A 19,843-nucleotide genomic window follows, 5' to 3' on the forward strand; every position below is an offset into this window, starting at 1 on the left:
ATGGACATCACCCAGCTGATCCTCGACGACCATGCCGAACAGCGTCGGCTGTTTGCGATCATCGAACAGATCGATCCCAAGGACACCGATGCGCTGAGCGCCGTCTGGTCGCGCTTGTCGGCGTTCCTGGATGTGCACGCCGAGGCCGAAGAGCGGTTCTTCTATCCCGAGCTGCTGAAGCAAGGCGAGGGCGCCAACGACGCCGAGGACGGCACGGTAGAGGGCGAGACCGAAGACGCCATCGAGGACCACAACAAGCTGCGCGACGCGGTCAAGGCGGTGGAAAAGCACAAGGTCGGCACCAAGGCCTGGTTCGACGCCGTGGGCGAGGCCAACGTCGTCAACTCCAAACACATGGGCGAGGAAGAGCGGCAGGGGCTGACCGACTTCCGCATGAACGCCGACGTCGAGACGCGCCATGAGCTGGCGGTCAAGTTCGCCGCCTTCGAGGCCGAGTACATCACCGGCGTCAAGCCGGTGAACAAGGACCCCGAGACCTATATCGAAAAGCACGGCTGAAGCGGTCGCTGCGACCACGATGTCGCAGCATCGTCCGTCCAAGGAACATCCGCGCTCGGCCCGTCGTTGAGCGCGGATGAATCTGGGTAGTCTGGAAGGCGCCGTCCTGCCGATCCTCGGCGCGGTGATCGCGGGCGGGGTCATCGGCTTCGAGCGCGAGTGGCGGGGGCGGGCGGCGGGCCTGAGAACGCACATCCTGGTCAGCCTGGCGTCAGCCCTACTGATGCTGGCGGCCATGTCGCAGGCCGATTGGGCGTTCCGCGCCCTGCCCGACGAGAACATCGTCACAGACCCGACGCGGATGGCGCACGGCGTGCTGACGGGGATCGGGTTCCTGTGCGCAGGCGTGATCTTCCGCACCGGGTTTTCGATCCACGGGCTGACCACGGCGGCGTCGCTGTGGATCACTTCGGCGATCGGCATTCTGTTCGGGGCAGGGCTCTATGCGCTGGGGACGGCGGCGACGGTGGTCACGGCGCTGATCCTGATCGGCTTGAGGCTGATCAACGGGCGTTTGCCCGCGCGCACGGTGGTGGACGCCGAAGTGTGCTGGGAACGGCGCGAGGCGTCGCCGGAGCCGGCGATCGAGGCGGCGCTGAAAGCCATAGACGCGGACGCGCGACACGACCGGTTCGAGCTGATCGATGGACAGACCATTCGACGGACCTGGCGATTGAAGGCCGCCGAGGAAGGCCAGCTGAAGCAGCTGGCGGAACAGCTGTGCGCCATACCGGGCGTGGTCGCCTACAGCCTGGACCCGCGCGACGACTGAAACCGTTCATTGCCCGATAACCCTCTTTGCGGCATGAGGGGAACGGATGGCGAACGAACCTGTCAGAATCATCGGCCTGGACCCCGGTCTGCGACGCACCGGATGGGGGGTCGTCGTGTCGGATGGCGCGCGCCTGAGGTGGGTGGCGCACGGGGTGGTGGCCCCGCCCGAGACCGCGCCGTTCAGCGAGCGTCTGCTGCATCTGTTCGAGGCCCTGGGGACGATCTGCGCCGACCACGGCTGCGAGGAGGCGGCGGTGGAAGAGGTGTTCGTCAATGTGAACCCGTCCTCGACGCTGAAGCTGGGTCATGCGCGGGCGGCGGTGATGCTGGCGCCGGCCAAGGCGGGCCTGACGGTGGCGGAATATTCGCCGAACCTGATCAAGAAGGCGGTGGTGGGCGCCGGCCATGCGGACAAGAGCCAGATCGCCTTCATGGTCAAACGGCTGCTGCCGACCGCGGGCGACGTGAAGGCGGATGCGGCCGACGCCCTGGCCGTCGCGATCACCCATGCGCAGCTCAGGAAGCGGTCCTTGCTGGAAGCGATGCACCGGGGGGCGGCATGAAGGCTGTGGATCAAGTCTCCTCCCCATCGGAGATGGGGAGGTGGCGCGGCGCGGCTTCGCGCCGTGACGGAGGGGTTCTTTCCGCAGGCTTGGTGGCTGTGGGGCGTCAAGAGCCCCTCCACCGCTTCGCGGTCCCCCTCCCCATCACGATGGGGAGGAGACAGTCGTGATCGGGCGGTTGAGAGGCGTGCTGGCCGAGGTCGGCGAGGCGGAATGCCTGATCGACTGCGCGGGCGTGGGCTATGTCGTGTCGTGCGGGGCGCGGACGCTGGGGCGGCTGCCGGCGCCGGGCGACGAGGCGACGGTGCATGTCCATTCCCAGTGGAGCGAGGATGCGGGGCCGCGCCTGTATGGATTTCTGACGCGCGACGAGCGGCGGGCCTTCACGACCCTGCTGGCCATTCAGGGCGTGGGGCCCAAGGCGGCGCTGGCGGTGCTGGACGTTCTGCCGCCCGGCGAACTGGCGTCGGCGGTGGCGCGCGAGGACAAGGCGGCGGTGGCGCGGGCCAACGGGGTGGGGCCGAAGCTGGCGTTGCGGATCGTGACCGAGCTGAAGGGCAAGCCCTTGGGCGATGTCGGTTTTGCGCCTGTCGCACCCGGCATGCACGTCGAGATCGCACCGCCCGTTCCGTCCATCACCGGCGAGGCCGTGTCGGCCCTGCTTGGACTGGGCGTCGCCGAGGTCAATGCGCGCCGGGCCGTGGATCAGGCTTTGATCCGTCTGGGCGAAGAGGCGGAGCTGTCGGCGGTGATCCGCGCGGCGCTGCAGGAGTTGGGCCGATGAGAGCCGCATCGACATGACCCGCGTCATCTCCCCCGAGGCCGAGACCGGCGAATCCTTCGACCGCGCGCTGCGGCCGCAGACGTTGTCGGAGTTCGTCGGCCAGTCGCAGGCCAAGGGCAATCTGAAGGTCTTCATCGATGCGGCGCGCGGGCGGGCGGAGGCGCTGGACCATGTGCTGCTGTTCGGACCGCCGGGACTGGGCAAGACGACGCTGGCGCAGATCGTGTCGCGCGAGCTGGGCGTGGGGTTCCGGGCGACCTCCGGGCCGATCCTGGCCAAGGCGGGCGATCTGGCGGCGATCCTGACCAACCTCGAGCCGCGCGACGTCCTGTTCATCGACGAGATCCATCGCTTAAGCCCCCAGGTCGAGGAGATCCTGTATCCGGCCATGGAGGATCATGTGCTGGACTTGATCATCGGCGAGGGGCCGTCGGCGCGTTCGGTGCGGATCGACCTGGCGCCGTTCACGCTGGTGGGGGCGACGACGCGGGCGGGCCTGTTGGCCACGCCGCTCAGGGACCGGTTCGGCATTCCGCTGCGACTGGAGTTCTACACCCCCGACGAACTGACGGCTGTGGTGCGCGGCACGGCGCGCAAAATGGGCGCAGCCATCGACGAGGCCGGCGCGCGCGAGATCGCGTCGCGGGCGCGGGGAACGCCTCGGATCGCCGGGCGCCTGCTGCGCCGGGTGCGGGATTTCGCCTCGGCCGAAGGGGCGGAGACGATCTCGAAACTGGTGGCGGCGCGGGCGCTGGCGCGGCTGGAGGTGGACGAGGCCGGTCTGGACAGCCTGGACCGGCGGTTCCTGAAGGCGTTGATCGAGAACTATGGCGGCGGGCCGGTCGGGATGGACACCTTGGCGGCCGCCATCGCCGAGGCGCGCGACGCGGTCGAGGACGTGATCGAACCCTATCTGCTGCAACAGGGCTTCATCATGCGCACCCCGCGCGGCCGCATGGCCTGCGCCAAGGCCTATGCGCATCTGGGCCTCAGCGCGCCGGCGCAACCCGCCGCCGGACCCGTGCCCGGCGACCTTTTTGAATGAAGGTCGCCTTCGATCCAGGCAAGGATGCGAGCAATCGCGAGAAGCACGGGCTGTCGCTTGAGCGGGCGAGCGAGATCGATCTTCGCGCCGCCCACATCCTCGCCGATGACCGCCAAGATTACGGTGAGCAACGATGGCGAGCCTATGGTATGCTGGATGGGCGGCTGCATATGCTGGCTTTCACCTTTCGAGACGGGACGTTGAGAGCCATCAGTCTGCGGCGCGCAAACGCCAAGGAGAGCAAACGCTATGGCTGATCCCAAACTCAGCCTTGATCCAAGCGATTACGAGGATGTCGAGATCGACGATCTGGACAATCCGGAATGGACCGATGAGGACTTCGCCAAGGCACAGCCTCTACGAGACGTGCTGCCCGACCTATATGCCCAATTCGACGCCGAGCGAGAGGTGGAGTTAAGACTACCCGCCGCCACCATCCGCGCCTTTGCTGACGAAGGGGAAGACTGGCGCGAGCGGATGGCGGATGCGCTGACGGAAGCGGCGCGCAAGAAGCACGCGGCGTAAACTGCAATAGGCGTTGCCAAGCGGGGCGGGCGGGGGTTTGCTGGGGGCGAACCGGAGCCGTCGTCCCATGATCCTGCGCACCCTGGCCGTGATGGCGTTTGCGGCCGGCCTGACCGGTCTGGCGCCGCCTGCGAGAGCAGCGGCCCCCGTCTTCACCGACAAGGCCTGTCCCAGTGATTGGCCGACGGGCCTGCGCGAGGTGCGGTGCGGGACCCTGACCGTGGACGAGGCGCGCGACGGCTCGGTCAGCGACCGGCGCATCGATATCGCGGTGGTCATCTTCAAGGCCAGCGCGCCCTACAAGGACGCCGCGGGCCAAGCGCTGCCGCCGATGGTGATGTTCCACGGCGGACCGGGCGGGGCCCTGACCCCGGGAGCGGGACGGATGCTGGCGGCGCTGCGTCGCAATCCGGAAGCCTTTGCGGTGGATCAGGACGTGATCCTGTTCGACCAGCGGGGCGGCGGCGCGAGCAACCCGTCGATGGACTGTCCGGGCGTCGAACTGACCGATGCGGGGCCGCCGTCCGACAAGGACCGCGACGGGCTGATCGCCTGTCTGAAGGGCTATCAGGCGCAAGGGATCGACCTGAACCAGTACAACGCCGCCGCCATCGCCGACGATGTGAAGGACATGGCCCAGGCCCTGGGTCTGGCCAAGATCGACCTGTGGGGCGGATCGTACGGGCCGCGCATCGAGGCGGCGGTGATCACCCACCAGCCCCAGATCGTGCGCGCCGCCGTGATGGACAGCCCCTGGCCGCCCGAGGGCAACTGGGCCGTCGGCACGCCCGAACAGGTCTCGGCGGCGGTGAAAATCATCCTGGCCAAATGCGCGGCCCAGGCGGCCTGCGCGGCGCAGCATCCGGACCTTCAGGCGCGGTTCGAGGCCGAGGCGCGCAAATGGCTGGCCGGGCCGGTGAAGGGCAAGGATGGGCGCACCTTCAAAGTCGACGACCTGTCGGCCTTTCTGATGGACACGACCTACAGCGCGACGGGGGTGCGCAGCCTGCCGGTCGATCTGGACAAGATCATCGCCGGCGACCTGACGCCGGTCGCAGAGATCGCCGAGGACCGCACCTATTATTTCGAGGGCCAGCACATGGCCCATCTGTGCAAGGAGGAACTGCCGTTCGAGTCCAAGGCGCGGCTGGCGGCCGGGGCGGCCGGTGATCCGGTCGCCGAGGTGCTGGTTCCGTCGCTGTCGCGGCTGTTCGACGTCTGCGCGGCGGTGGGTGAACGGCCGGCGCTGCCGATCGAGAATCTGCCCGTCCAGACCGACATCCCGACCCTGTTAGTCGCCGCCGAGATCGATCCAGGCTGCCCGCCGCCGCTGACCGAGGCCGCCGCCAAGGGCTATGCGAACAGCCAGGTGGTGATCGTGACCAATGCGACCCACGGCGTCATCAACGCCAGCCCCTGCACGCGCAAGATGGCGCGCGATTTCCTGCGTGATCCGTCCAAGCCGGTGGATCGGACCTGCCTGCCTGCCCCCGACACGCCGCTGGACTTCACCCTGGATGCGCCCGCCGCATGAGGGTGATGCGCCATCGCAGCCCGCTTCAGCAGCGTCTGATGATCGGGGCGGCGCTGGTTCTGGCCCTGTGCGCGGTCGGCGTCTGGGTGCTGATGCAGCCGTCGAACACCCCGTCGCCCGAGCCGGCCGACGCGCGGGTGATGCGCCAGATCCGCATCCAGGCGGGGCGCGGCGCCGAGCTGCGCTACGCCGAGAACGGCGAAAGGCGATCGGTATGCGGCTATGTCGGGCGCGCCGCCGGCGGGCCGGCGGTGGGCTTCGTCTCCATTCCCAACCGCATCCTGTTCAGCGACGATCCCTTGCCGACCGAGTTCCGCGAAATGCGCCAAAGCTACTGCCCTGGTTTCATGGCTGCGCCGAACCGCCGGCCGTGATCCGTCGTCGGTTGAATGGGCCAGCACTCGCTCTGATCGCACAGATCACGGCGACGGCGGCGATCAGCCTGCTGGCGATCCGGGCGGCCGGGGCGGGGACGGCCTCGGTTGCGGTCCAGGGCGTGGCGTTCCTGATCGGGGCTGTGGCGCTTTGGGCTGTGTCGCGGATGGCGCGGCCGGGCCGGGGCCCGAGGTTGATCTCGGCGGCGGCGATCCTGGTCGTCGCCGTCCTGATGCTGACGATGGGCGTGGAGATGCAGGGCGCGCATCGCTGGCTGGCGCTGGGGCCGGTTCTGATCCACCCCGCTTCGCTGCTGGGCGCCCCGCTGCTCTGGCTCGTGGCGCAGGATGCAGACGATATGTGGACGGCAGGCGTCGCGGCCCTGACGATCCTGACGTTCGGTCTCGGCTTCGACGGGGCCGCCAGCCTGGCCTTCGCGTTGGGGACGATCGGGCTGCTGACGGCGGCGAGAGGGTCGTGGAAGACGCTGGCGCCGCTGGCGGCCCTGTCCTGGATTTTGGCGCTCTGGAGCCTGACGCGTTCGCAGGCCCTGCCGCGCGTTCCCTATGTCGAGGATATCGTACCGACGGTCTGGGCCGTGTCGCCGCTCCTGGGCGTGGCGGCGGGGATGGCTCTGATTGTGCTTTCAGCCCCGTTGCTGTGGATGGGCTGGCGGGCGCGCGGTATCGGAGCCGCCGTCGGACTGGCCATGGCCGGATTCTGGATCGGTCTGTCGGCCGCCAATCTGCTGGGCGCCTATCCGGCGCCGGTGGTGGGATATGGCGCTTCGCCCGTGATCGGATGGCTTGTCGCGATCGGACTGGCTATGGCGACTGCACGACGCACGAGGTTTCAGTGACCGCAATCTCCGACCAACCCACCGCCGGCCGTTTCGAGGGGCGCGATCACCTGTTGCCGGTGCGCGTCTATTATGAGGACACTGATTTCACCGGCCTGGTCTATCACGCCAACTATGTCCGCTATTTCGAGCGGGGGCGGTCCGATTTCCTGCGCGCCATCGGGGTGGGGCACGCCGATCTGCTGGAAGAGGCCGAGCCGCTGGCCTTCGTGGTGTCGGAGTTGAACATCAAATATCTGAAACCGGCGCGGATCGACGACGCCCTGGTGGTGCGCACCGTTTACGAGCAGGTGAAGGGCGTGCGGCTGATCATCCGCCAGAGCGTGGAGCGGGCCGGCGAGGTGTTGTGCCGGGCCGAGGTGACGGCGGTTTGCATTCATTTGGACGGGCGGCCGCGACGGCCGTCGAAGGGTCTGGTCGAGAAGGTCACACCGTGGCTGGCGGCCGGCGGGACCGCCGACTAGGATCGCGCCAACGAGGGGAAACGTCATGGCCGCAGAAACCTACAAGATGTCCGCCAGCGCGGTGATCGTCACGATCCTGCTGTTCGTGCTGCTGATCGGCGGCGGGCTGGTGGGCTGTCCCTATTACAAGGTCTGGGAGCGCAAGATGGCGGGCCAGGCCGAGCTGCAATACCAGCAGGGCGCGCGCCAGGCCCTGATCGCGCAGGCCGCCGCCGAGGACGAGGCGGCGATCAAGCGCGCCGAGGCGGCGACGCGCCGGGTCCTGGGCTGGACCGATGCGGCCAAGCGCGGCTGCGCCGAACTGGGCCGGGCGGGCGATCGCCAGTGCGAGGAGCAGCTGCTGAAGGACGCCGCCACCTATTCCATCGCCAAGGAAGGCCACGAGGGCGTCATCATCAGCGTCGGCGCACCCGTGTCGGTCGCGGTCGATCCGAACGCGCGGCGGCCGGCGTCCGAGTAACCTGCTGTTAACCCTTATGACGCGCCTGTCAGATGACGGGCGGCCGGGCCGGGGCTAAACGGGCCGGACGCCACACAATGGTCACGTCCGCTCGGTCGAAGAGGGGACGTGACGATCTCGATTCCGCCCGGAGCGCCTGAATGACCACGCCTGTCGACGCCGCGATGATGAACCCGGTCGAGCTGTTCATGACCGCCGACTGGGTGGTCAAGAGCGTGATGATCGGGCTGGCGGCGGCCTCGATCTGGTCGTGGACGATCATCATCGACAAGGCGGTTCGGTTCACGGCGCTGAACAAGCGCGCCGACGAGTTCGAAAAGTCGGTTCAGTCCGGCCGGTCGCTGGAAGAGGTGGCGTCGCAGGCCGGACCCGAGCCGGACCACGCCCTGCCGCGCATGCTGGTGATCGCCCTGTCGGACTGGCGCGAGGCGCGTCAGCGCGGGGCGTTGAACGAGCATCAGGGCGACCTGCTGCTGGTGCGGATCGACAAGGCGATGAACAGCCTGATCTCGCGCGAGGGCCAGCGGATCGAGAACGGCCTGGGCGTGCTGTCGGTCGTGGCCACGGCCTCGCCCTTCATCGGCCTGTTCGGCACCGTGTGGGGCATCATGAATGCGTTCGGGCGGATCGCGGCGGCAGGCAACACCAATCTGACGACGGTGGCGCCGGCCATCGCCGAAGCCTTGTTCGCCACCGCCATCGGCCTGGCGGCGGCCATCCCGGCCTATATCGCCTACAACAAGTTCTCGATCGACGCGGGCAAGTTCGTCGGCCGGCTGGAGGCGTTCGCCGACGATCTGCAGGCCGCCGTGGCGCGCCGACTGGGCAGCCCGTCGGCCCCGCCGCCTCCGCCCCCGCCGTCAAGCGACCTCAGCCTGAAGCGGGGCGTCTGAGCCATGGCCCTGGGCGGTGGTGCGAGCGGCGGCGGGCGCCGGGGACGCAGGGGGCGTAAGGGGCCTCTGACCGAGATCAACGTCACGCCTCTGGTGGACGTGATGCTGGTGCTGCTGATCATCTTCATGATCTCGGCGCCGCTGCTGACGGTGGGCGTGCCCGTCGAACTGCCCAAGACCGAGGCCAGCGCGGTCGAGATCAAGTCCGAACCCCTGTCCGTCAGCATCGACCGGCAGGGCGCGATCTTCGTCGGCGACAGCGAGACGGCGTTCGACGCCCTGTCCACGCGCCTGTTGACCGAGGCGGGCGGCGCCGACAAGGCGGCCGAGCGGCCGGTGTTCGTGCGGGCCGACGGGCGCGCGCCCTATCAGGCGGTGGCGCGGGTGATGGCGCGGTTGAGCGCCTCGGGCTTCACCAAGCTGAACCTGATCACCGACACGGCGCCGGAGGCCTGAATCCTTTGCGTCGGCCGAGCCCCGCCATCCTCGGATCGCTCGCCCTGCATGCCGGGGTGGTCGCGCTCGCCTTCGTGATGGTGTCGCACAGGACGGACGAGGACGAGACGCCGCTGGTCGCCTCGGTGCCGGTGACCATCGTCTCGGAGGAGGTGATCCAGGCGGCGCCGGCGGACAATCCGCAGCCCGAACCCTCGCCCGACGACGCCGCGACCGCCCCGGTGCAGCAGCCCGATCCCGTGCCGCCGACGCCCGAGCCGACGCCGCCGCAACCCCAGCCGCGCCCGACCCCGACACCGCCGCGGCCCACGCCGCCGCGCCCGGCCCCGACGCCCACGCCGACGCCGAAGCCCACGCCGACCCCGACGCCGCCGCGTCCGACGCCTCGACCCCAGCCGCCGACGCCGGCGCCGCCGACCAAGGCCCAGCCGACCCCGCGCCCGGCGACGCCCGCACCCGCCCGCCCCGCGCCCCAGCGCACCGAGCCGAGCCTGGATCTGGACGCCCTGGCCGGACCGACGCGCCCAACCAACAATCGCGGCCGACCGGCGACGGGGCAGCAGGGGGCTGGCGCGGCGTCCCAGGCCACGGGCCCGCAGATCACGGCCATCTTCAATCAAGTCTATCCGAACTGGATCCTGCCCTGCGACATCCCCGGCGCGGACCAGCTGCGCATCCAGGTCGAGCTGACCCTGTCGGCCGATGGGCGGATCACGCGCGGGCCCAGCCTGATCAACGCCCAGTCGTCGAACGTCTATCGCGCCGCCGCCGACGGCGCCCTGCGCGCCCTGCGCCAGACCGCGCCCTTCGACGTGCCGCAGGGCTTCCCCGGCGGGGTCTATCGCCCGACCTTCAACACCGAAAGGGCGTGCCGCAATCGCTGAGCGTCAGGCCGTTATGAGATGTAGGGCCGCCTTGCCGCCCTTCACCGCGTCGGGCGCCAGGCGTCGGTCGAACGTGGCCAGCCGCCCGCCGTTCGATACGGCTAAGGCCAGCAGATAGGTATCCGTCAACTGGCCCGAGGTGAGCAGGCGATCCTGCGCGATCAAACGGTCGCTCAGCAGACTGATGTCGTCGGGCCAGAACACATGGCCGGGTTGGCTCAGCAAGGAATGAAGCGCGGGCAACACCTGCGCAGGCGCGCCCGGCGAGTTTGGATACTTCGGATTGCTGAGGATTCGAAGCGCGCCGTTTTCGGTCAGCGGGCAGGTCGCCCAACCAGCCTGATGCTCATTTGCGAACCAGGCGTGGGCGGTGAGATGCTCGGTATGGGCTGGATCGATCAATGCGATCAGGACGCTGACGTCCAAAAGCGCGATCAAGGCAGCTCATCGCGCAGAGCGTTGATCTGTTCGGTCGTCACCACAGCGCCCTTGCGGTGCGGCAGGAGACGAATGCCGTTGCGGAACTCGGGCGACGTGTCCGGCCTGGCCTGTGTGATCGAGCGGCGCGCGAGATCGGAAATGACTTCGCCCACAGAGGTTCGGGTCTGAACCGCGATGGCCCGTGCGGCGTTCAGCACGTCGTCGTCGATGGCGAGTGTAGTGCGCATGGCTGTAAGATAATGCATCACGCATCACGCATCAATGATCGCTCCCGTCCCGAATGTCGCCCCATTCCCCGTGAAGCTGGCGAAAGTCGAACGGCCCGGCGATAAGGGGCGGCGATCCTTCGAGACTTATGGGAGCATCTGATGCGTCTGAACCTTCTTCTGGCCTCCGTGGCGGCTGTCGCGATGGCGGCGCCCCTGACCACCGCCGCCCAGACGCCGCAGCAGAACCAGCCGGTCGAGGTCGAGATCGATCAGGGCGTGCTGCGCCCGCTTCAGATCGCGGTTGTGCCGTTCGCCGGAACGCACGGGTCGGACATCTCCAATGTGGTCAGCGCCAATCTGAAGCGGTCGGGCTTCTTCGAGCCGCTGAACCCGTCCAGCTTCATCGAGGCGGGGCTGACCCTGGCCAATGCGCCGAACTTCCCCCAGTGGACCCAGATCGGGGCGCAGGCGGTGCTGTACGGCGGGGTGACGACGCGCGGCGACGGGCGGCTGGACGTGGGCTTCCGCCTGTATGACCCCTACCGCCAGTGCCAGCTGGTCAGCTATCAGTTCACCGCGACCCAGGAGCAATGGCGCCGGATCGCGCACAAGATTTCCGACGTCATCTATCAGCGCATGACCGGCGAGGCGGGCTTCTTCGATAGCCGCGTGATCTTCGTGTCCGAGGAGGGCACGCAGCTGAACCGGATCAACCGCCTGACCATCGCCGATCAGGACGGGTTCAACCCGACCTATCTGACGCAGGGCGACGAGGTGATCATGTCGCCGCGCTTCTCGCTGTCGCAGCCAGACGAGATCACCTATGTGGCGCTGGGCAAGGACTACAGCCGCATATACCTGTATAATCTGACGACCGGCCGGCGCGAGAGCCTGGGCGAGTTCGACGGTCAGGTGCTGGCTCCGCGCTTCTCCAACGACGGCAACAAGATTGCGTTTTCGATCATCCGGGGCGGCAATACCGACGTCTATGTGATGGACCTGCGCAGCCGCCAGATCACGCGCCTGACCAGCGACCCGGGCATCGACACCTCGCCGTCGTTCAGTCCGGACGGCAGCCAGATCGTCTTCACCTCGGACCGTTCGGGTTCGGCGCGGCTGTATGTCATGCGGTCGGACGGATCGGGCCAACGACCGATCTCGCGCGGCGGCGGCATCTATACGGCCCCGTCCTGGAGCCCGACCGGCAATCTGATCGCCTTCACCAAACAGGGTGGCGGCCGGTTCTCGACCGGGGTGATGAACGCCGACGGCTCGGGCGAGCGCATCCTGTCCTCCAGCTATTTCGAGGAGGGGCCGAACTGGGCGCCGAATGGCCGCTACGTGATGTTCGCGCGCCAGACGCCGGGCGGCGACACGCGTCTGTGGACCGTGGACCTGTCGGGGCGCGTGGTGTCGCAGGCGGGCTATAACGGACGCGGGACCGACCCTGCCTGGTCGCCGCTGCTGGACCGTGGCCCGAGCAATCTGGGCGTAAACCAGGGCGCCGACAGCTGCCCCGCCTAAACGCCGCACCGACACCGTCGGAGCCTTAAAGCTCAACTGTGCGTTATCGCCTCTAGCGTCGAAAAATCGACCGAGGCAGACAGTAAAGCCAAGCTTGAGGCCCGCCCCTTGCCAGAAACGATACGTCAGGAGACGACCCCATGAAGACTTCCCGCATTCTCAAACTGGCGATCGTCGGCTGCGCCGTCGCAGCCATGGCCGCCTGCACCAGAAAGCCCCCGGTCGAGACCGGCGTGCCCGGTCCGAACGACGGCACGACGCAACCGACGGGTCCGGCCTATCCGACCGCGCCGACCGGTCCGGTGACCGGCGGGAACATGGGCTCGGCCGCGCCGGGCACCGAACAGGACTTCGTCGTCAACGTCGGCGACCGCATCTATTTCGACCTGGACTCCTATGAGGTCCGTCCTGAGGCCATGCCGCGCCTGGACGCCCAGGCTCAGTGGCTGCAACGCTATCCGTCGGTGACGATCCGCATCGAAGGCAACGCCGACGAACGCGGCACGCGCGAATACAATCTGGCGCTGGGCGCCCGCCGTGCGGAATCGGTGCGCACCTATCTGATCAACCGGGGCATTCCGGCGGGCCGGATCGACACCATCAGCTTCGGCAAGGAGCGGCCGATCGCGGAAGGTTCGAACGAGGACGCCTTCGCCCGCAACCGCAACGCCCACACCGCCATCGTCTCGGGCGCGCCGCGCTGACGACCGGCTGATCGGCTGATTTGAAGGAGGCGCCGGCCGCAGGGTCGGCGCCTCTTTTCGTTTCGGCGCTTGTCCTGACGCCGGGCGGGCGGCAGATAAGTCGCCACAGGGATCGGGGGATCAGCGAATGGATATCGAAGGGGCGGGCGCGGTCGTCACGAGCGGCCTGGTGGCGGGCGCGATCGAAAAGCCGACGGGCAAGGCCGGCGAGGATCACGCCCATGGCGTCTGTTCCGACTGCGGGGCGGAAACGAGCGGGAACTTCTGCGCAAACTGCGGCCAGCCGACGCACGTCCATCGCAGCCTGCTGCATCTGGGCGAAGAGCTGCTGCACGGGGTCATGCATTTCGACGCCCGCATCTGGCGCACCCTGCCGCTGCTGTGGCTGAACCCCGGCCGGCTGACGCGCGAGTGGGTCGAAGGCAAACGCACGCGCTACGTCTCGCCGCTGGCGATCTTCCTGTTCACCCTGTTCGTGATGTTCTTCGCGCTCAGCTTCATGCCGCACCCGGAATCCAAGTCCGGCGAGGCGGCGGAGATGAGCGAACGGATCGCGTCTCAGCGCGTCGGCTTGGCCGAGGCCGAAAAGGCCCTGGTCCAGATGCGGGCCGAAAGCGGCGCCCAGCCGGACCCGACGATGCAGATGGCGATCAACGCCGGACAGAAGCTGGTCGACGACCGCCGCGCGGCCCTGGCCCGGCTGGAGATCGAGCAGCGCGACGGCCGCGCCGACGGTCTGAAGCCCGGCAGCTGGCAGGCCAGCATCAAGGACATGGCGACCGGCGAGAGCGGCGAGACCAAGCTGAAGGTCATGGGCAAGGACGCCGAGAAGGAAGGCCACGGCATCGGCGCCACGGTGCTGAAGAAGCTGCAGAACCCGGACCTGGCGCTCTATAAGTTGCAGCAGACGATGTACAAGTTCGCCTTCCTGCTGGTGCCCTTGTCCATCCCGTTCGTGGCCCTGCTGTTCCTGTGGAAGCGCGGCTTCACCCTGTACGACCACGGGGTGTTCGTTCTGTATTCGCTGACCTTCATGGCCATGCTGCTGATGCTGATGGTGGTGTCGGCGACGATCGCCGGGTGGTTGGGCGGCATCGTCATTCCGCTGGGGCTGCTGGCCGTGCCCGTGCATGTGTTCGCCCAGATGAAGGGCGCCTATTCGCTGTCCTGGTTCTCGGCCCTGTGGCGGACGATCGCGCTGTTGGTGTTCTGCAACATCGTGGTCGGCCTGTTCGTCACAGCCATCGTCTATCTGGGTCTCGGCCACTAGCTCGGCCTTGCGGCGGCCCCAAATCGGTGAAAGCTAGACGCATGACCAAGCTCTCGATTTCTCGCGTTCATCTCCTCGCCGCCGCCGCCCTTGGCGTCCTACTGATCGGGGGCGGCGCGGTCGCCCAGCAGGCCCAGCCCAACATCATGGAGCGGACCGAGTGGGACAATCGCCGCCTGGACCAGCTGGACCGCAATGTGCGGCGGCTCGAGCGCGCCCTGACCCAGAGAAACGCCGCCGGCCAACCCGTGCTGGTCGAGCCGGACCCCGAGGTGGTGACGCTGCAGGGGCAGTTCGCCCTGATGGACCGCCGCCTGGGCGACCTGGAGGCCACGGTGCGCCGGATCAACGGCGACAACGAGCGTCTGACCTTCCAGCTGGACGAGGCCACCCGCGAGAACGAGACGCTGAAGACGCGTCTGGCGGACGCCGAGGGCCGGTTGCAGAAGCTGGAGACGCAGGCCGAGCTCAATGCGCCGATCGAGGCGACCTCGCCGACCGGCGATGCGACCCGCGACCTGGCGGCGGCGGTGGCCCTGTTGGCGACCGACAAGCCGCGCGGCGAGCGGGCGCTGGAAACGGTGATCGCGGCCTGGCCCGATACGCCGCAGTCGCGTGAGGCCAACTCGCGCCTGGGCGACCTGCGGGTGGCGGCGAACGACAAGGCTGGGGCGGTGCCCTATTACGCCGCCGCGCTGAAGGACTGGCCGCGCATCGGCTGGGCGGCGGATACGACGCTGAAACTGGCCGACGCCCTGTTCGCGACGCAGAGGAAGCCGCAAGGGTGCGCGGCCCTGGCTGAATTCACACGTCGCTATGCGCCCGCCGCCTCGGACCCGCAAAAGGCGCGGGCGGCCCAGCTGAAGACGACGGGTTCCTGCGCCTGACGCCCAGCCCAGCGATTGGGGACGATCTGACGGCGCGGGTCTTCGCGCGGCTGGATGCGCGACTGACGCGGGACACGGAGCGGCCGCTGGCGCTGGCCCTGTCGGGGGGCGGGGATTCCATCGCCCTGTTGCGGCTGACGACGCACTGGGCGCGGGCGTGTGGACGCTCGGTGGTGGCCCTGACCGTCGATCATCGGCTGAATGCGGACAGCGGCCGCTGGACCGACTTTGCGGGCCGGGCGGCGCGGAACGCCGGGGCCGACTGGCGCGGATTGGGCTGGGACGGGGACAAGCCCGCGACCGGTCTGACGGCGGCGGCGCGGGCGGCGCGCCATGGACTGATTGCGGATGCGGCGCGCGAGGCGGGGGCGTCGGTCGTCCTGTTCGCCCACACCGCCGACGACATCGCCGAGGCCGATCTGATGCGGAGCGAAGGCTCGACGCTGGGACGGGTGCGCGAATGGTCGCCGTCGCCGGCCTGGCCCGAGGGTCGCGGCCTGATGCTGTTGCGGCCGCTACTGGGCGAGCGGCGGGCGGGCTTGCGCGACTGGCTGGCGGGGCAGGGGGCCGACTGGATCGAGGACCCCGCCAACGCCGATCCCCGCTTCGGCCGCAGCCGGGCGCGGCACGCGCTGGCGGGCGCGACGCCCCGGTTGATCGATCAGGCGCCGTTGAAAACCGGGGCGCGGCCGATGATCGAGGGCGAGGCCATTGTGCGTGTGGACCGCGACGTGGGCGCGCGGGCGCTGGCGGCGGCCCTGGTCTGTGTCGGCGGCGGATTGACGCCGCCCCGGGGTGCGCGGTTGGACGCCCTGATGGCGCGGCTGAAGGCGGGTGAGGATTTCGCGGCGACCCTGTGCGGGGCGCGCATCGAGGCTGTCGGCGCGACGGCGCGGCTGATGCGCGAGGCCGGCGAGCTGCGCAGACGAGACATTTCGCCGCTGGCGCTGACGCCCGGCGTCGAGGCGGTTTGGGATGGCCGGTTCGTCTTCTGCGCCGATCGTCCCGGCTGGTCTGTGGTTCCGGCGCGGGGGCGGTTGGCCAGCCTGTCGGACGCCGACAGGGCCGAGATCAATCGGCTGCCGGCGGCGACGCGAGGGGCCTGGCCTGTGTTGATCAGGGACGACGCGGTGGCCCCGGTTCTTGCAGGCGAAGGGGTCGAACGGCGCGGCCTTGTTACGGAACGGCTCAGGCTGGCGCTGGACGAAACGACGCACGAAGACGACCTGATTTCCGCCACCCGATAGCGTAACGCTGATTAAGCCCCTATTTTCCCAGACAGACACATCCAGACCGTCGATCCCACCCGGGTCGCGGACGACCGAGGACCTCAATGAACCTGCGTAATCTGGCGATCACCGGCGTGATCATTCTGGCGTTGCTGGCGGGCTATGCGGCGCTGTCGCAGGGCGGCGCCATGAACGGCGTGACGGGCCAGCCGGCCGGCAAGCCCGAGGCCATCAGCTATTCCCAGCTGGTGCAGCGCGTGAACGCGGGTGAGGTCAAACAGGTGACCATCCGCCTGGACAAGGTGAACGGCGAGCTGAAGAACGGCGAACGCTTCACCTCCACCACCGTCTATCCAAACGAACAGCTGGTGGCCCAGATGCTGGCCGCCAACGTCGAGATCGACGCCAAGTCGGGCGGCCAGTCGATCTGGATGAGCCTGCTGCTGGGCATCCTGCCGATCGCGCTGCTGATCGGGGTGTGGATCTTCTTCATGCGCCAGATGCAGGGCGGGGCGAAGGGCGCCATGGGCTTCGGCAAATCCAAGGCCAAGCTGCTGACCGAGCACAAGGGACGCAAGACCTTCGACGACGTCGCCGGCGTGGACGAGGCCAAGGACGAACTGCAGGAGGTGGTCGACTTCCTGAAGGATCCGGGCAAGTTCCAGCGTCTGGGCGGCAAGATTCCCAAGGGGGCCCTGCTGGTCGGCCCTCCCGGCACCGGCAAGACGCTGCTGGCGCGCGCGGTCGCGGGCGAGGCGGGCGTGCCCTTCTTCTCGATCTCGGGTTCGGACTTCGTCGAGATGTTCGTCGGCGTCGGCGCCAGCCGCGTGCGCGACATGTTCGAACAGGCCAAGAAGAATGCGCCCTGCATCATCTTCATCGACGAGATCGACGCCGTCGGTCGTCATCGCGGCGCGGGTCTCGGCGGCGGCAATGACGAGCGCGAACAGACGCTGAACCAGCTGCTGGTCGAGATGGACGGCTTCGAGGCGTCCGAGAACATCATCCTGATCGCCGCGACCAACCGTCCCGACGTGCTGGACCCGGCGCTGCTGCGTCCAGGCCGTTTCGACCGCCAGGTGGTGGTGCCCAACCCCGACGTCTCGGGCCGCGAACGCATCCTGCGCGTCCACATGAAGGATGTGCCCCTGGCCGCCGACGTCAACGTCAAGACGATCGCGCGCGGCACGCCCGGCTTCTCGGGCGCCGACCTGGCCAATCTGGTCAACGAGGCGGCCCTGACGGCGGCGCGCAAGGACCGTCGCATGGTCACCCACCGCGACTTCGAAGACGCCAAGGACAAGGTGCTGATGGGCTCCGAACGTCGCTCCATGGCGATGAACGAGGAAGAAAAGCGCCTGACCGCCTATCACGAGGCCGGTCACGCCATCGTCGCCATGAACGTCAAGATGGCCGACCCGGTGCACAAGGCGACCATCGTCCCGCGCGGCCGGGCGCTGGGCATGGTGATGCAGTTGCCGGAAGGCGACCGCTATTCGATGAAATATCAGCAGATGATCGACCGGATCGCCATCATGGCGGGCGGCCGCGTCGCCGAGGAACTGATCTTCGGGCCGGAAAACATCACCTCGGGCGCCAGCTCGGATATCGAACAGGCGACCAAGCTGGCCCGCGCCATGGTCACCCGCTGGGGCTTCTCCGATAAGCTGGGCACGGTGGCCTACGGCGAGAACCAGGAAGAGGTCTTCCTGGGCCACTCGGTCGCCCGCAGCCAGAACATCTCCGAAGAGACGGCGCGCACCATCGACGAGGAAGTCCGTCGCCTGGTGACCTCGGGCTGGGACGAGGCGCGCACCATCCTGACCACCAAGGCCGAGGATCACGAGAAGCTGTCTCAGGCCCTGCTGGAATACGAGACCCTGTCGGGTGAGGAGATCAAGGACCTGCTGGAGAAGGGCGTCGCGCCGAACCGTGACGAGAACAACTTCCCCAACGCCGGGCCTTCGGTCTCGGTGCCTGTGACGCCGGTGTCGGACGGCACGGACATCGAGGTCCCGGTCGCCGCCCCGGCCGCGACCAGCGTGCCGACGGTTCACTGAGCCCAGGCCTGATCTGAAGACGAACCCGCCGGGAGAGCGATCTCCCGGCGGGTTTTTCTTTGGGCATCCTATAGCGACACTCTGAGAAGGTTGCTGTTTGAGGGAGAAAGGTAACGACAGGCGTGATGATGCAGTCTGCTCTCGACAGGCCTTGGCTTTTCGGTTGGAATGCTCGCAAATGTTGAGGGGTGAACAACTTGCAGTGGGTTGTAGATGTAGCGCGGATCGCAGCGCCGATTGCTGTCGGCTTTGCCACCGGCTACCTAGCCGCAGAACGTAATGACAAGCGCTCTGAGCGCAGCGTCGAGGCAGCACTCTTCGCCGCAGGTGCGTTGAAGAAAGTTTGCATCAATCTAGCGAACACAGCCTCGGCGTCGCCAAGTTGGGTTCAATCCATTGCCCAAGCCTATACCCAAGATCGCGGTATCGACGTCATCAGAAGCGTTCTTACTCATGTGCGAGCCGTGGACTTGCCTGAATCTATAGCTATCGATTCGCTCGCGACCACCAACTTGCTGCTGGCGCGAGCAGAACGCATCCTGACTGCGGCTTCGGGCTCGTCAGTCTCTGCCCCTAGCTTCGCTTCTGACTTGTTGGATATCGCCAAGGAATTGGATCAGCAGATTGCGCTGTATGACTCTGTGATGAACCAACTGACCCGTTCCATGTGGCGCAAAATGCTTTCGCGCCTTGATCCGCGACGCTGGCGTCACAAGAGACGTATGTAATCGCTCATTTCACCATGGCGATCTCGGCGGAGAAGCTAGCAGTGCCTCACCCCCCATTCTTATCCCGCCTGATGGCCGCAAGGCCTTCGCCGCCTATCTGGAAGCGCTGGGCGGCCTGATCGGGCGCTAGTCGCCGCCAGGGATTTCCGGATCCTCGACCATGACCGGCGTCAGGCTGCGCGCGGCGCCGGAGGGGTCGGTCCAGGCGATGGTGTGGCCCTCGATCAGGCCGATCAGACCCGCACCGACATGCGACAGGACCGAAACCTTGCCCGCATCGATGTCGGCGTCTGCGGGCAGGACGATCTGGATGCGGCGCGGATCGGACGCGCGGCCGTCGATATAGTGCAGCCAACGGTTCAGGGGGACGGCGCCCTTGGGAAGGTCGCCCGGTTCGCAGATGACGGCGCGCTCCAGTTCCTCCTGAAGCATTCCCGCCACGCCGTCGCCGGGCATGTCGCCGACCAGGCGCGACAGGGCGTCGTGGTCCTGGGCGCTGAGGAAGATGTCCGGGCGGACGGGCAGAGTGGATTTGGTCATGGCGGGCTCGCAGACGGCATGGGACGCCGCACGCGCGTGGCGTCGTGCGGCGACGAGAAGGATTGGGTTCATATCGATGCCCGGAACGGGGCGAAGGGCGCGCGGCCGTTCCGGGT

The 19,843-nt window shown here is 67.9% G+C and carries 25 protein-coding genes; 22 read left to right on the forward strand and 3 right to left on the reverse strand.

Translation table 11 applies throughout. From position 1 onward, the window contains the following. The 15 genes from BVE01S_RS09335 (at position 1) to tolA (ending at position 10,135) form a co-directional block, all read left to right on the forward strand. On the forward strand, positions 1–519 hold the full coding sequence (locus BVE01S_RS09335) for a hemerythrin domain-containing protein (RefSeq protein WP_055753938.1): 519 nt from the start codon (positions 1–3) through the stop codon (positions 517–519). Positions 520–595: 76 nt separating this feature from the next. Beyond that, positions 596–1,291 carry an MgtC/SapB family protein gene (locus BVE01S_RS09340; RefSeq protein ID WP_066626790.1) on the forward strand — a complete coding sequence of 232 codons (696 nt, stop codon included), beginning with the start codon at positions 596–598 and terminating at the stop codon, positions 1,289–1,291. A 46-nt stretch (positions 1,292–1,337) separates the two neighbouring features. Then, the gene (ruvC, locus tag BVE01S_RS09345; RefSeq protein ID WP_055753940.1) at positions 1,338–1,856 is read left to right on the forward strand and encodes a crossover junction endodeoxyribonuclease RuvC; all 519 of its coding nucleotides are present in this window, start codon (positions 1,338–1,340) and stop codon (positions 1,854–1,856) included. 166 nt (positions 1,857–2,022) lie between these two features. Continuing rightward, entirely contained in the window at positions 2,023–2,640 is a 618-nt protein-coding gene (gene ruvA / locus BVE01S_RS09350) for a Holliday junction branch migration protein RuvA (RefSeq protein ID WP_026108607.1), read from the forward strand. A gap of 13 nt (positions 2,641–2,653) precedes the next feature. After that, positions 2,654–3,685: a Holliday junction branch migration DNA helicase RuvB gene (gene ruvB, locus BVE01S_RS09355; protein ID WP_017506438.1), complete on the forward strand. Its 1,032-nt coding sequence runs from the start codon at positions 2,654–2,656 to the stop codon at positions 3,683–3,685. Then, the gene (locus BVE01S_RS09360) at positions 3,682–3,942 is read left to right on the forward strand and encodes a BrnT family toxin (protein ID WP_066626794.1); all 261 of its coding nucleotides are present in this window, start codon (positions 3,682–3,684) and stop codon (positions 3,940–3,942) included. Before ruvB ends, BVE01S_RS09360 begins: the two co-directional genes overlap by 4 nt. Beyond that, complete coding sequence (locus BVE01S_RS09365; protein WP_017506436.1) at positions 3,935–4,210, forward strand: BrnA antitoxin family protein; 276 nt, start codon at positions 3,935–3,937, stop codon at positions 4,208–4,210. The genes BVE01S_RS09360 and BVE01S_RS09365 overlap by 8 nt, the downstream gene beginning before the upstream one ends. Before the next feature lie 67 nt (positions 4,211–4,277). Next, positions 4,278–5,744 carry an alpha/beta hydrolase gene (locus BVE01S_RS09370; RefSeq protein WP_066626795.1) on the forward strand — a complete coding sequence of 489 codons (1,467 nt, stop codon included), beginning with the start codon at positions 4,278–4,280 and terminating at the stop codon, positions 5,742–5,744. A 5-nt stretch (positions 5,745–5,749) separates the two neighbouring features. Continuing rightward, positions 5,750–6,118, forward strand: a complete 369-nt coding sequence (locus tag BVE01S_RS09375; protein WP_066626796.1) for a hypothetical protein — start codon at positions 5,750–5,752, stop codon at positions 6,116–6,118. Next, positions 6,115–6,978 carry a hypothetical protein gene (locus BVE01S_RS09380; RefSeq protein ID WP_066626798.1) on the forward strand — a complete coding sequence of 288 codons (864 nt, stop codon included), beginning with the start codon at positions 6,115–6,117 and terminating at the stop codon, positions 6,976–6,978. The genes BVE01S_RS09375 and BVE01S_RS09380 overlap by 4 nt, the downstream gene beginning before the upstream one ends. A 5-nt stretch (positions 6,979–6,983) precedes the next feature. Further along, positions 6,984–7,442: a tol-pal system-associated acyl-CoA thioesterase gene (gene ybgC / locus BVE01S_RS09385; protein ID WP_066626997.1), complete on the forward strand. Its 459-nt coding sequence runs from the start codon at positions 6,984–6,986 to the stop codon at positions 7,440–7,442. A 25-nt stretch (positions 7,443–7,467) separates the two neighbouring features. After that, positions 7,468–7,902: a hypothetical protein gene (locus tag BVE01S_RS09390; RefSeq protein WP_066626800.1), complete on the forward strand. Its 435-nt coding sequence runs from the start codon at positions 7,468–7,470 to the stop codon at positions 7,900–7,902. Positions 7,903–8,042: 140 nt separating this feature from the next. Next, on the forward strand, positions 8,043–8,795 hold the full coding sequence (gene tolQ, locus BVE01S_RS09395; protein WP_055753946.1) for a protein TolQ: 753 nt from the start codon (positions 8,043–8,045) through the stop codon (positions 8,793–8,795). Positions 8,796–8,798: 3 nt separating this feature from the next. Beyond that, a complete protein-coding gene (locus BVE01S_RS09400) occupies positions 8,799–9,251 on the forward strand; it encodes an ExbD/TolR family protein (protein ID WP_066626802.1) in 453 nt (150 codons plus the stop codon). A 5-nt stretch (positions 9,252–9,256) separates the two neighbouring features. Then, entirely contained in the window at positions 9,257–10,135 is an 879-nt protein-coding gene (gene tolA, locus BVE01S_RS17105) for a cell envelope integrity protein TolA (RefSeq protein ID WP_066626803.1), read from the forward strand. A gap of 3 nt (positions 10,136–10,138) precedes the next feature. On the opposite strand, the gene BVE01S_RS09410 is transcribed toward tolA, so the two are convergent. Next, on the reverse strand, positions 10,139–10,573 hold the full coding sequence (locus BVE01S_RS09410; RefSeq protein ID WP_066626804.1) for a TA system VapC family ribonuclease toxin: 435 nt from the start codon (positions 10,571–10,573) through the stop codon (positions 10,139–10,141). After that, positions 10,570–10,803, reverse strand: coding sequence for a CopG family transcriptional regulator (locus tag BVE01S_RS09415; protein WP_066626808.1), 234 nt, complete (start codon positions 10,801–10,803; stop codon positions 10,570–10,572). Before BVE01S_RS09415 ends, BVE01S_RS09410 begins: the two co-directional genes overlap by 4 nt. 141 nt (positions 10,804–10,944) lie before the next feature. Here BVE01S_RS09415 and tolB point away from each other — a divergent pair, with 141 nt between their 5' ends. From tolB to BVE01S_RS09450, 7 genes are all read left to right on the forward strand, one after another. Continuing rightward, entirely contained in the window at positions 10,945–12,309 is a 1,365-nt protein-coding gene (gene tolB, locus BVE01S_RS09420; RefSeq protein WP_066626809.1) for a Tol-Pal system beta propeller repeat protein TolB, read from the forward strand. 140 nt (positions 12,310–12,449) lie between these two features. Next, a complete protein-coding gene (gene pal / locus BVE01S_RS09425) occupies positions 12,450–13,013 on the forward strand; it encodes a peptidoglycan-associated lipoprotein Pal (RefSeq protein ID WP_066626810.1) in 564 nt (187 codons plus the stop codon). A gap of 127 nt (positions 13,014–13,140) precedes the next feature. Then, positions 13,141–14,283 (forward strand): DUF3667 domain-containing protein, encoded by a 1,143-nt coding sequence (locus BVE01S_RS09430; RefSeq protein ID WP_066626812.1) that lies wholly within the window; start codon positions 13,141–13,143, stop codon positions 14,281–14,283. Positions 14,284–14,324: 41 nt separating this feature from the next. Beyond that, positions 14,325–15,170, forward strand: coding sequence for a tol-pal system YbgF family protein (locus BVE01S_RS09435; RefSeq protein ID WP_066554439.1), 846 nt, complete (start codon positions 14,325–14,327; stop codon positions 15,168–15,170). Between the two features lie 62 nt (positions 15,171–15,232). Continuing rightward, positions 15,233–16,417, forward strand: coding sequence for a tRNA lysidine(34) synthetase TilS (tilS, locus tag BVE01S_RS09440; RefSeq protein WP_502691688.1), 1,185 nt, complete (start codon positions 15,233–15,235; stop codon positions 16,415–16,417). A gap of 86 nt (positions 16,418–16,503) precedes the next feature. Further along, positions 16,504–18,459 carry an ATP-dependent zinc metalloprotease FtsH gene (gene ftsH / locus BVE01S_RS09445; RefSeq protein ID WP_055753954.1) on the forward strand — a complete coding sequence of 652 codons (1,956 nt, stop codon included), beginning with the start codon at positions 16,504–16,506 and terminating at the stop codon, positions 18,457–18,459. 188 nt (positions 18,460–18,647) lie between these two features. Further along, positions 18,648–19,187: a hypothetical protein gene (locus BVE01S_RS09450; RefSeq protein WP_146112032.1), complete on the forward strand. Its 540-nt coding sequence runs from the start codon at positions 18,648–18,650 to the stop codon at positions 19,185–19,187. 126 nt (positions 19,188–19,313) lie between these two features. On the opposite strand, the gene BVE01S_RS09455 is transcribed toward BVE01S_RS09450, so the two are convergent. Further along, positions 19,314–19,727 (reverse strand): GreA/GreB family elongation factor, encoded by a 414-nt coding sequence (locus BVE01S_RS09455; RefSeq protein ID WP_066626999.1) that lies wholly within the window; start codon positions 19,725–19,727, stop codon positions 19,314–19,316. Between the last annotated feature and the right edge of the window lie 116 nt (positions 19,728–19,843).

Origin of the sequence: Brevundimonas vesicularis NBRC 12165, from assembly GCF_001592205.1 — a bacterium.
GTDB classification, from domain to species: domain Bacteria; phylum Pseudomonadota; class Alphaproteobacteria; order Caulobacterales; family Caulobacteraceae; genus Brevundimonas; species Brevundimonas vesicularis.